General features: G+C 33.8%; 9 protein-coding genes and 1 pseudogene. 1 reads left to right on the forward strand and 9 read right to left on the reverse strand.

What is annotated here, in order from left to right; all coding sequences use genetic code 11:
- Window positions 1-92: 92 nt before the first annotated feature.
- The 9 genes from HMPREF3154_RS08350 to HMPREF3154_RS11740 form a co-directional block, all read right to left on the reverse strand.
- Window positions 93-452 (reverse strand): hypothetical protein, encoded by a 360-nt coding sequence (locus HMPREF3154_RS08350; RefSeq protein WP_002436374.1) that lies wholly within the window; start codon window positions 450-452, stop codon window positions 93-95.
- A 103-nt stretch (window positions 453-555) separates the two neighbouring features.
- Window positions 556-1893 (reverse strand): accessory Sec system glycosylation chaperone GtfB, encoded by a 1338-nt coding sequence (gene gtfB / locus HMPREF3154_RS08355; protein WP_037550693.1) that lies wholly within the window; start codon window positions 1891-1893, stop codon window positions 556-558.
- Window positions 1886-3394, reverse strand: a complete 1509-nt coding sequence (gtfA, locus tag HMPREF3154_RS08360; protein WP_030062699.1) for an accessory Sec system glycosyltransferase GtfA — start codon at window positions 3392-3394, stop codon at window positions 1886-1888. Before gtfA ends, gtfB begins: the two co-directional genes overlap by 8 nt.
- Before the next feature lie 18 nt (window positions 3395-3412).
- Complete coding sequence (gene secA2 / locus HMPREF3154_RS08365; protein WP_070474636.1) at window positions 3413-5821, reverse strand: accessory Sec system translocase SecA2; 2409 nt, start codon at window positions 5819-5821, stop codon at window positions 3413-3415.
- On the reverse strand, window positions 5796-6368 hold the full coding sequence (asp3, locus tag HMPREF3154_RS08370) for an accessory Sec system protein Asp3 (RefSeq protein ID WP_030062701.1): 573 nt from the start codon (window positions 6366-6368) through the stop codon (window positions 5796-5798). Before asp3 ends, secA2 begins: the two co-directional genes overlap by 26 nt.
- The gene (asp2, locus tag HMPREF3154_RS08375; protein WP_030062702.1) at window positions 6355-7914 is read right to left on the reverse strand and encodes an accessory Sec system protein Asp2; all 1560 of its coding nucleotides are present in this window, start codon (window positions 7912-7914) and stop codon (window positions 6355-6357) included. Before asp2 ends, asp3 begins: the two co-directional genes overlap by 14 nt.
- Complete coding sequence (gene asp1 / locus HMPREF3154_RS08380) at window positions 7898-9466, reverse strand: accessory Sec system protein Asp1 (RefSeq protein WP_070474639.1); 1569 nt, start codon at window positions 9464-9466, stop codon at window positions 7898-7900. Before asp1 ends, asp2 begins: the two co-directional genes overlap by 17 nt.
- Window positions 9467-9476: 10 nt before the next feature.
- Window positions 9477-10676: an accessory Sec system protein translocase subunit SecY2 gene (gene secY2 / locus HMPREF3154_RS08385; protein ID WP_023350957.1), complete on the reverse strand. Its 1200-nt coding sequence runs from the start codon at window positions 10674-10676 to the stop codon at window positions 9477-9479.
- 146 nt (window positions 10677-10822) lie between these two features.
- Window positions 10823-11755 (reverse strand): LPXTG cell wall anchor domain-containing protein, encoded by a 933-nt coding sequence (locus HMPREF3154_RS11740; protein WP_218085109.1) that lies wholly within the window; start codon window positions 11753-11755, stop codon window positions 10823-10825.
- Window positions 11756-11777: 22 nt separating this feature from the next.
- On the opposite strand from HMPREF3154_RS11740, the pseudogene HMPREF3154_RS11745 reads away from it, so the two are divergent.
- Window positions 11778-12010, forward strand: a pseudogene (locus tag HMPREF3154_RS11745) (hypothetical protein); the annotation flags it as partial.

Here is a 12010-nt window from a genome sequence, read left to right on the forward strand (position 1 = left end):
AAAAATGGGCTTTTCGATTGATCATCGACAAGCTCTTTTAAATTACATAAAAAAAGAGTTGGAACTAAACGCTCCAACTCTTCTTACATACATTAAATAATGAGTAATTTAATACCTCTAATTATATTTGTAAAGAATAGGACAATTGCCCATATAAAGAAAATTGCTGCAACGATAAATGCAATTGTTATTCCTATTCCAGAATGCGCGCTATCAAATAACGCTGGAATAATCATAAGGCTTAACAATCCAATAGCTACAAATACCCAAGTGAAAATATGATTAAATAAAGCATTTCTAGAATGAGTAGAACCTGGGGGTTTCGCTATAATCCATACAACGAGTGGGAATAACACAGGTGCAAAAAACACACTAAGATAACTTAAAGCGCCTAATACATTATTAGCTTTTTCATTATGTCTTTCATCATATCTTTCATCAAAATTGTTCATTTTTTTCACCTCAGTTATATCTAAACATATCATTGCACACAATTTAAGATATAATGCTTAAAATTACAACTCTGTAAGTTTAACAACGTAATACTTAGCATTTTTAATTCAATGCTTGATTGAGTGCCGTCTTAAATGTTGAAACCGAGATTTCATTCGCGTGAGACGACTGTTGATCAAGTTTATCTTTAAATATATCTTTATTAGAACCTACCTCAGTAAGTACTCGGCTCAATTCTGCAACATTTTCAGCTGAAAATAAGTGTGATGGTGAAGTTATAGTTAAATGGTGTGCAGTCTCTTTATACCCAAGTATGAGTAAATTATAATCAAATGCTGTTCTAACAGCATTCAATATTTCCCCACCTTCATTAATATCTAGATAAATATCGCATCGTTGATAAAGTTCCTCTACCATATCTCTTTTAATTGTCGGATAAAGTTTCGCATTCGGATAATGTTCTAGGCTTGTAAGTACAGTAGACATTTCTGTCACTGCACCAATGTGAAAGTTAAAATCATCATGACGTTGTATTAATGCCTCTAAATGCGGAATTTGATCGGAATTAGTTAGAATTAAAATATTTTTTGATAATTGATTTTCTTTCTTTTTACTATATAAGTACCCAGAGGGATATACGAATTGATTTTCAGTTGAATTCAGTTGATTAGTAATCATTTGATACTCTTCTCTTTCAGGAATAATTACTGAAAACTGGCTGAAATTATTTGGCTCAAACATTAATTTCATATTTCCCGGGACATGCCCTTGAGACTGTTCTTGCCAAAATAACACGACTTGTTGTGCAATAGATTGATGATAAAGCGTAATAAACGGTGTTGAAAGGGAATTAATAACGACTTGTTTATAATCAATATTTAGTTCATTTAAATAAAATGCTATAAATTCTTTCGTCGTTTCAAAGAAATAAGACTTCCCTCTGTAATCCAAAACTATATTTTGAGTCACATAGTTTTCGTATATAACTTCTTTACCATTTCTATCCATATATTTTTTTAATATGGGTGTACCGGACAAATCATAGACCTTTTCAGCGTATTTGAATCCTTCTTTTGTGTAGTAATCGACCGAACGAAGTCGTTGGTGTTTATCTAACCATTCTACATAACTTACGACTCTCGTTTTATAATATTCTTTATAGAATATTTTACCTCGCAACTCGCCCATGTCTATGACTTGAGCCATCGTACCGTTTCCTTTTATTTCCCAAAAGGGCGGTGTAGTTACATCATTAAAAAATGCTGGTTTGTCATCATCATAGATTTGATAATTTGCAAAGTATTGATAAGGTGAAGTCACTTCATCTGGTAAGAAACCATCATCATTTAATACAATTGTAAAAGGATGATAGCCAGCTATTTTAAGTGATTCATGTAACTCACGGGTATTACTATCATAATTCTCGAATAAATTAATCATGTAGCACCTCTTTAATTAATTGTTCCCATTTTTCAACTATATGAGTTGTCTTAAACTCCTCAGCAATTTCGTATGATACATCGTGCGGGTGTGAGGGGCCATTTTCAAAATATTGGATGATCTTAGTCGCCATATGATCTGTGACGTCGTTGATGGATTCTCTATCCAAGTTAATAGGAATAAGGTAACCATTACGAGCATCTTTAATAAATGTCGGACTACCATAATTGACATCAAATCCTATCATGCCTAGCCCTGAACCTACTGCTTCCATCAGTGTCAAACCGAAGCCTTCGCTTTGAGAAGCAGCAACAAATAGTTGATAATGACGATAGACATCTTGAAGGTTCACGTGCCCTTTTAACCGAATATAGTCTTGGGCATGATGTTCTTGGATTATCTTCTCGATTCTTTCTTGTTCAGGACCATGGCCGTAAATATCAAATGTTAATTCAGGTAGCGCTTTTCTCGCTTTAATTACCGCTAGAGCTATCCAATCCACATGTTTTTCACTAGCTAAGCGCGAAGCAGTGATTATAGAGAAAGGCATTCTAGGTTCTTGCGGATAACTTAATTGATGTAGACTCCCCACTGGTATCGTTCTGATTCTAGGAGAATCATGCGTATAATTTTTAAACTGTTCGTTTAATATTTTATTTTGTAAATCTGTTGCTGTAATAAAGAAATCAATGTATTTTGCATTCTCAAATTGATATTCATAATAATTATTCCATAAAATATGTGTATCATCAGTTGAGTTCATACTATAATGCTCGGCATGGACAACTACACCCACTTTGCTGTCGCCCTTATTTTGTAAAATAGCCTGACCTACATCTGTAGCGCGATCAATAATGACAATATCGTCGCTTTCTAAGTGAAGTTTGCGAATAAAATACGCGATAAATTCTTCTTTACTATATAAACGTGCATCATCAAATACATATACATGTGCATCATCATCTATGTATTCTTTATAAACAATTGATCCGTCCTCATTATAGAATTGACGCATATATAGTTTAGCTCTCTTATCATACGGCGCATAATACTCAGAAAATGTACGCACATAACTATAAAAATCTTTACGAATTAACATGCCATTCACTACAAATTCTGCACGATCGACATAGTTTTCTTCAGGATTTTTTAAATAGCATGTAACGAAAGTCTCATTATTGTCTAAATACAGTCTCAATACTTTCCCATTTCGCTCATAACTTGAGACCTCGTTACCAAGTTCAGATATTAAATCATTAACTGTATATGTAGTGGGAGCGATATTAATATCTGTGAAGTATTGATATAACCAGATAATTTCATCATCTTTGAACCCAATATTACTCGTTAGAGTTTGAATATTTTCAGATTGAATAAAATCTAAAAACACAAACTTGATTGGATAGTTGAGTTGACGAAGCAGTTGAGCTCGATAAGCTTGCGCATATTCAACCCCACTACTTGCCCACCCAATACCAAAATTTATATTATAAATCGTCATGCCTTTACACCTCTTTATTTATGGAAAATGGATGACCATATCATCAGATTTATCGAATGTTAGAATACTTAAGCATAAATTTCGAATGATTTTTCTTTTGATGTCCTTCGCCATTAATTCATACGTTTCTAAAGCAACTTTGTGATATTCATAAATGATGTTTCGTTGACCATTTTGTCGATTATTGACACTTGCTTTAAGTTGTTGCAAGTTATCCACTTGTTCTATCCACTCACTATCAATTGCTTTTATAAAGGACTTTTGTAAAAAACGGCGTTTTAAGTATGGGTCAGATACTTCTTTCAGATTATGATTAAGTTGTTGCTTAAACTGTTTTATTAAAAACTGTATAACCTCTTCACGATTTTTAATGTCTATATTTGAAACAGTTTCATTAAAAACAAAACTTAAATTTTTATAAATGTAATTAATCAGTGCTTCTTCGTTGATTAACTTTTTGTATTTAATATCATTCGCAAAGACGTCTCGCGCTAATTGTTCAAAGTTAAAGTCCTCAAAGTGTTCTCTCTCAAGAATTTGATCTCTTAAGTCATAAATTTTTTCTCGCTGAATACTAATACTTTTTTCAAATTCATTAGCCATTTCTCTATTAACCATGGCAGTTTCTTCAGAAACCCGTTGCGCTTTATTAACGATTGACTTCACTCGTCTTTGGAATAGTGTACTATTTTCTAATTTTGAAGATTCCAACGATAGTAGTTTTTCATTTCCCACTAAATTAGAATTACTCCAACGTTTTACTAAATAATCATCTAATGATACGAAAATTTGAGAATACCCTGGGTCTCCTTGACGTCCTGAACGCCCTCTCAATTGACGGTCTACTCGGCTATTTTCCATGTGCTCATTAATTATGACTGCTAATCCACCAATTTCGAAGACATCTTTAGCTAATTTAATATCAGTACCTCGTCCAGCCATACTTGTCGCCACTGTTACCGCTGATAATTGCCCAGCTTCTGCTATCATTTGTGCTTCTTTCGCAACATTTTGTGCGATAAGCAAGTTGTTAGGTATGTCTTTTTTGAATAATTGCTGTGAGAAATATTCTGCAGCTTCAGCTGTTCTAGTAATAAGAAGTACTGGTTGCTGTGTGCGATGAATATCAACGACACTTTTTAAAATCGCTTCATTCTTAATATTTCCATTCGCAAAGACTCTATCTGGACGATCGTCACGTTTAATTGGACTATTAGTTGGGATTTCTACCACTATTTTGGAATATAAATCGAAGAATTCTTTTTCCCCTAGTTTACCGGTCCCTGTCATTCCGGAAAATTGATTAAATTGTTTAAACAAGTTTTGGAATGTAATCGTCGCCATCACACTCATATCCCTAGAAATCTCAACATCTTCAATCGCTTCAATCGCTTGATGTAAACCTGACTGCAGTTTAGTACCCTGCAACATGCGCCCTGTTATCCTATCAATTAACACGATTTCACCATCAAAGATAAAATAATCCAAATTATACTTAAATAAATACTTTGCACGAAGCGATAAGTTGATAATTCTGACTAAATCAAAATGTTGATTCTCGTACATATTATTTACTTTAAAGTAATGATTCGCCGCTTCTATCCCTTCTTCAGTTAACCAAACTTCCTTTTTATTAAATTTCACTTGAAAATGAACATCCTCTTCAAGTGTTTCTACAAATGATTTAACAATATGAAATAAATTAGATTGTACACGTGGTGCACCTGAAATAACGAGTGGTGTTTGAGCTGCATCTAAAATAATTGAGTCGACCTCATCAATAATTGCAAAATTTAAGTCTGGTAGAAATTTAGCTTGTATATCGTCAGCCAAATTATCAATTAAATAGTCGAAGCCAAGACGACCGTTCGTCGTATAGACGATATCATGATGATATAGATGATACTTCTCATTTTCTTCATATTCATAGTTTGGTATATCGACGAAGCCAAGAGATGCGCTAAGGCCAAGCCATTCATATAATGGTTTCATCTCTTGATAATCACGTTTCGCAAGATATTCATTAGTAGTAATAAGGTAGGCACCTTTTCCTGCGAGCCCGTTTAAATACAGTGGCATCGTAGCCGTTAAAGTTTTACCTTCACCCGTTTGCATCTCAGCAATATTACCTTGGTGCATGACAATTGCTCCAAGTACTTGAACATCCTTTGGATACATTCCAAGCACACGTTTCGACACTTCACGTACAGTGGCATACGCTTCAGGCAATAACTTGTCCAAGGTAGTTTTACTAGATTGTAACCGTTCTTTAAATTGTAGCGTTTTCGCTTTTAATTGTTCATCTGTATAGTTCGCATATTCCTTGCTTAATGAATTAATTTGCTTTAAAGATTTACTCACTCGACGCAATCTCATGTTGTTAATGATTGTGTTAATACCGCTATTCACGGTTTTCACCTCCAGCATCGGAAAGTGCATCCAAGTCATACGTTCTTGCATTTTTTATCACACGATTCATAATTTCAAACTTCTCTTTAGTGTTAATGCCTTTTGCAGTACTTGGGTTACGGTATGTCCCATCTCCTAGTTCCACAATCGTTATATTTTGAAAGTGAAGATGATCCATTCCAGCATTAACTAACTCCAACTGATAAGAATGCGCTTCTAACGGATAAACGATTTCTTCTTCCTTATTTTTAATAATTTTGTATTCAAATTGTTCTTTGTTTTTACGATAAAACTTAATTTTGAAATAGGCTGCTCCTTCAGGCTCAACTTGAAAATTAAATTTAAATAAGTAACGATGTCCTTTTTTTAATATCGGAAGTTTAGGACTCACACGATCTTCTGTAAAGTTCGTCAGCATATACCAATTGTGAATCACTGTACCTGAAGGCATGAGTGGATTTTCAAAATAAATATCATCATTATTAAAATGTAACTTAGTGCCATACATAAATGTAGTTAAATTGACTAATCGCCATTTCACTTCAAATTGTTTAGCTTCTTGCATGTGATTCTCTCCCAAATTGTTGTGCCATGATTAAATGATAAAAATTGATAAACCAGTTAGTAATTGTCGAAGAATCATCATTATGTCTCCCTGGTACACTTCTACTCATTACACGCGCATATTGTTTTGTAAGTACTGGTAATAATTCATGAAAGGCATTGATATCATAATCATCGTGCTCCATATATGCAATCGCAAATGTTGTCTGGGTGAGTTGACTGTTGTGTATTTGATTCCAAAATTTTTGATCAAGTTGGTTGATTTCATTTTCAGAAATACCGCCTTCATTAGATCTTAAAACATCTAAAGATGTACCAAAGTCGTTAGGACGGACTAGCTTCATATTATTAGCAATCGTTCCGACATTAATCAATGGTTTACCTACTATCACTGCTGCCGGCTGAAGTCGTGTCGCATAATATAAAGCACCAAAAGATCCCATTGATAATCCTGAAAGTATCAATTGGTCATGGGTAAAACCTAAATAATCTAACGCACCCAGGATGACATCTTTAATGCCATTCTCATAATCTTCAGATCCTAAATAAAAGGCCCCACCCTCAATTCGAGGATCACTAATTAAAATGAAAGGTGCATTCAAACGGTTCATCATAAAGAAACCTTCGAAGCCTTCAGCAGTTCTATAGCCACTAAAATACACATTCAATGGTGGTTTAAAATCACCTGGATTGAAGTAATGAAAGAACTCATTACGGTTTTTATCGCTAAACCGTTGTCCTCCTAGAATAAATTGACCTAATTCCAACCTAGACCAACGCTTGTGAATTGAACCTACAAACAACGTACCTTCTCCTTGCGCTTTGAGAGAAATACTCACATTAGCTTTATACGGTCTCGCAGGCAACTCTATCGGTTGGTCTAATTCATTCTGTTCAAAGATGAATGTTTCAACTGGTTGCTCAGTAGAGTAGACCGGTATCATACGTAGCGTATACTGTATCTTAACTTCACCTTCAATTTTAAATTCTGGCCATATTTGATTGACTTTATTTTCATCAGCAATAATGTTTCGACTCCATGTGACAAGAGGTGTAAGTTGGTCGCCAAAGTTTCCCGAAATCTCTAACGATTCATTACCGTTAAATTGGTATTTTCCAATAAACGCTGTATTTACACGACAATGTATAGGTGTTACTTTATCACCATATTGCCCAGGAAATGTTATCGCCTGTAATTTCTGATGCAAATCTTCCTCATTATCATACTTGAGAGGTTTGATAAAATTTTGCTGAACGACCTTTTCTTCTTGGAAATGCACATCCCAATATGCCTCGTCTATCACCGTGTTATAGGGCGTGCTAACGATTTTGAATAAATTGATAAGTGACTCAGAGTACGGCGCTTGTGTAAACACAAAATCAAATGCCCCGTTTTGTTCTATAAGAGCTTCTACTGCTTGGAGATAACCACTTTCAAAATCAAATACAGCCGTATCTATATAATCCCATTCGACTTCTCTTTTATTTTCAAAAAGGTTTTCTAAATCATTCCCTCCAATTTGGAGTACTTTAAATGTACGTGGCATATTTATCATCACCTTCAAACAATTGATTAATTTGATGAATGATATTTATAGAACTAAATTCATCTACTAATCTCATGGAATATGCATACGAATAATTCCACTTTTTTAAATGTACTAAAAAATAATCTAAAGCTGAGACGATTTGAGAAATATCTTTTATGATTAAACCATTCTGTTCATGTTTAACATAATCAGTCCCTCTATAATTAACTTGTGGCACACCTGCGCCTATACAACAAATTTGTAGAAAAAGGTCGGGTTCATTTGATAAATCGACAACTAACCTTAAATTGGAGATAGCTCTAACAAAGTCTTCTGAAAAAGGTACATACTCCAATTCTATGACCGTTTCTTTTTTTATTTGTGATGCCAATATATCCTCAATTTCATCAGAATGTTCTTGTTTTTCTTGGTGGTACGTATCATTGAGTCGAGCAATTTCTTCCATTAACCAATCGTTTGGATCATTCTTGTATTTGGTAAGTAATTTTAACTTGAAATGATCTTTTTGTTGTATATATTGAAATAATGAAGTTAAAATCACTCGCAATTCATGTTTAGGTAATTGATCTATCCATAATCCTACATACGTATCATTGAGTTGACTACTTTTATTAGATATCGTTTGCGCATCAAAGGGCGTTACTCTTAATAAATGTAGATGCGTTTGAGACTCCTTAGCATAACGTTGAATCTCTCTCTGATTGTCTTGCGTATCGACCAGACAATAGCGTGCTTGAGAGATTGAATCAAATAGTTCAGGCGTCACTTTCTTATTTCGCTCTGTAAATACTGAAAAACATAAAGAAGACTCATCTATCGTATGAGCCATCACTGAATTGTGTCTTTCATCTGATGCAACGATGATTAAGTCATCTTTTTTAATCTCTCTTTCGGCATACTCTTTAAACTTTTCTTCAATTAAATCTGCCATAGTTGCATAAGTTGTTTGTTTAAAATTTGATTGGAATTGCTCCTTAATTGTCACTGTTTTATTTCTCAAATCTTCTTTAAATATTTCTTCTCCTTTGATTGAGAAGTAATGTTTCATTTTACTTTGACCCGTCTCAGTATATGTTCTAACCGCTGAAATAAAACCTCTATCATCAATGACATAGCGTCGTTGGATTATATTGTGTTGAAAGTCTTCTATCCACATTAAATATCCTTCTTGACTAAAGTGTATCTTTGAAAAAGTATGTTCCCCTGTGACCGCCTGAATTTGATAAGGAGTAAATATAAATTCTGTATTTTCAGGCCACGCTAAATCTCGATAATCAATTGCCTGTGGGGTTTGATGACTAACACCTTGAATATCATCAAACACTGACCAATAGTTAGTTTCAAACAAATCATATCTGTGAAGGAAAGTTCTGAGATAAGGACTGAAACTAAGTATCATCAACTGATAATCCACATTATTTTTACTATGCATTGTCATTAAACTGATCATATCATCAAAGTCTGTGTATTGACGCTTTTGATAGAAAGGTACTGATGTACTTTCCCACCATTTATCATGACTATACCATGCAGGAATAAATCGCTTCATAATTTCCTCCTTACCAATATTTATCTAATATTTGCTTGTAACCATCAAAATATAAATACGCACGCAGTGTTTCTGCGATATTAATACCTATATAAACAAAGACAATCAATTGAATCGAAAAGTAAATTTCTTCAAATAAATGTGGCACAAGTAATGAACAATATAATGGAATAGCTAACACAATAGCTACAATGATTGAACCAGACCAACATACACGGCGTGCTTTTTGTGATAAAAATCGTGTCGTATGCTTACCTGGATATATCCCCTCAAAATAATTTCCGTTTTTAAGAAATTCTTTCGATTTACGTCGCGTATTAATTAAAAATCGTGATAAGACATACCCTAATACGATTTGCATCAATAAATAGATTGTAATACCTATAGGGTTTGAAAAACTGAAAATAGTCGTCTCAAAATCCTTATCTACGGCAAGTCTACCTATGAGATTAACTATATTATTCTCAAGTATGAAGATAGATAAACTCATCATTATCGTTATACTTCCTGCCGGATTTAACTTCCACGACAAATAAGTTGGTGTATCCTTTGAAGAAATATTCATAATATCATTGTATTCTAAGCGATACTCTGACCGTTCTATAAAGAGTAAGATGAAGAGTATCAAAGCCAATGAACAGATGATAATGACCAATAGTATTGGATTTAAATTTAATTTAGCAAAATGACTATTGAACATTGATTTAACAAGGCTCATTAATACAATTGGCATAGGTCCAGCAATACCGTATGTGGTATTTTGGTCAGCTAACCATACTAAAAATAACGTTCCTGTAATTAAGACAAGTAACAATATAAAAATATTTGTATCAGTTATCGCCTTTTTATTAATAAATGAATGTATGATATAGAATCCCTGAATCGTACTTAAAAGAAGTGTTAATAATCTTTCTTTAAAATGACGTTCCACGCGCGTTTGCGTTTTCACTTTATCTTCATTTTTATAATTCATTAGGGTAATGATAATCATTGAGCTTAACCACGGTCCAAGTCCTAGTGAAAAAATATTCAATGTATTTAAGTCTCCACCGACATTGGAAATTGCTAGCTTAAAGAATGAATCCTTATGTTGTTTAATTGCTTCATTACCGACAATAGAAATATTACTGCCAAGTATGTAAATAATTAAAATGAAACATGTAAATAATATTCTTTTATATAGAATTTTATATTCAAATTCTTTCAACATATTTTCACCCTAATCAAATGGTTTATTTCATTTTCAAATGATATCAAAAAGGCTAAGGAGATAAATAAATTAGTTTTACTTGTAATAGTAATCATTTTATTTATATTACCCTAGCCTTTTTAATATTAAGTAACTAATCGCTATGATTAATCTTCATTATTTTTTCTATCTTTATTTTTGTCTTTTTTAGATCTTCTAATTAATCCTAAACCAGCTAGCATTGTTAATACTAATGAAACTAATCCGCCTCTATTTGTTTCATCTTCACCAGTATTAGGTAATGCTTTGTCATTTTGTTGATCTGAATGTTTTCTACCATGTTGAGTCACTTGATTATGATTGTGTTCATTTTCAGAAGTGAAATTAGATTCTTTATTCGACTGATTAGAATTAATTAATTCTGAAGAATCCATACTACCACTAAGATGTTGTTCACCTGGATTTTGGTGACTAGGTTTGAATCCACTAGGATCCACAAGCGAACCTTGATGGTTTGAAGAATCCGAGTTGCTTGTAGATGTCGATGTGCTTATTGATTCAGACGTACTTGTGCTCATTGAAGTACTATCTGAGTCGGATGTGCTCGTAGATGTACTTAAACTATTAGAAGTGCTATCGCTGGTTGACGTTGATCTACTCATTGATGCGCTATCTGATGTTGAGTCACTTTCTGATGTCGATGTACTGTCTGTTGAGCTTCCTCTTTCAGAGTTGCTCATACTTGTTGAATCGCTAATTGATGTTGACATGCTATCTGAACTTGATGTGCTACCTGACGTAGAGACACTTTCTGAACTTGATGTGCTACTAGAGTTAGAATCACTGACTGATTGAGAATTTGATGTTGAATCACTGTTTGAAAGCGATACGCTCGTCGATGTCGAATCACTTAAGGAATCTGATGTTGATGTACTTAGTGATTCTGAACTACTCATTGATGTTGAAGCACTGATTGATTCTGAAGCCAAGTATGATGGTAAATCAAATTCTGGCAACGATGTGCTAGTCGGTTCAACCATCGAGGATGAGAATTGACTCTTAGATGATATTGACTCACTTTCTGATTCAGATGTACTCATACTTGTTGAATCGCTAATTGAAGTGCTTGTGCTTATAGATGTACTTCCTGAGGTAGAATCACTTAATGAGCCTGATGTACTGTCACTTAGCGAATTACTATTACTTAATGATGACGATATCGAGTCACTTAGTGATGTGCTAGTACTGTTTGAGTTACTTAGACTTGTGGATGCGCTGTCGCTTGTTGATGTTGATGTGCTTTCTGAGTCTGAAGTGCTTGTTGATGCGCTTGCACTTGATGAGTCGCTTTGTGA

It is taken from the genome of Staphylococcus sp. HMSC06C11, from assembly GCF_001808345.1.
GTDB lineage: Bacteria > Bacillota > Bacilli > Staphylococcales > Staphylococcaceae > Staphylococcus > Staphylococcus capitis.

Coding starts and splice junctions, on each gene's coding strand:
- secA2 (WP_070474636.1), bottom strand. CDS start 5,821: ATGCTGGAGGTGAAAACCGTGAATAGCGGTATTAACACAATCATTAAC.
- asp3 (WP_030062701.1), bottom strand. CDS start 6,368: ATGCAAGAAGCTAAACAATTTGAAGTGAAATGGCGATTAGTCAATTTA.
- HMPREF3154_RS08350 (WP_002436374.1), bottom strand. CDS start 452: ATGAACAATTTTGATGAAAGATATGATGAAAGACATAATGAAAAAGCT.
- HMPREF3154_RS11740 (WP_218085109.1), bottom strand. CDS start 11,755: ATGAGTACATCTGAATCAGAAAGTGAGTCAATATCATCTAAGAGTCAA.
- secY2 (WP_023350957.1), bottom strand. CDS start 10,676: ATGTTGAAAGAATTTGAATATAAAATTCTATATAAAAGAATATTATTT.
- gtfA (WP_030062699.1), bottom strand. CDS start 3,394: ATGACGATTTATAATATAAATTTTGGTATTGGGTGGGCAAGTAGTGGG.
- gtfB (WP_037550693.1), bottom strand. CDS start 1,893: ATGATTAATTTATTCGAGAATTATGATAGTAATACCCGTGAGTTACAT.
- asp2 (WP_030062702.1), bottom strand. CDS start 7,914: ATGCCACGTACATTTAAAGTACTCCAAATTGGAGGGAATGATTTAGAA.
- asp1 (WP_070474639.1), bottom strand. CDS start 9,466: ATGAAGCGATTTATTCCTGCATGGTATAGTCATGATAAATGGTGGGAA.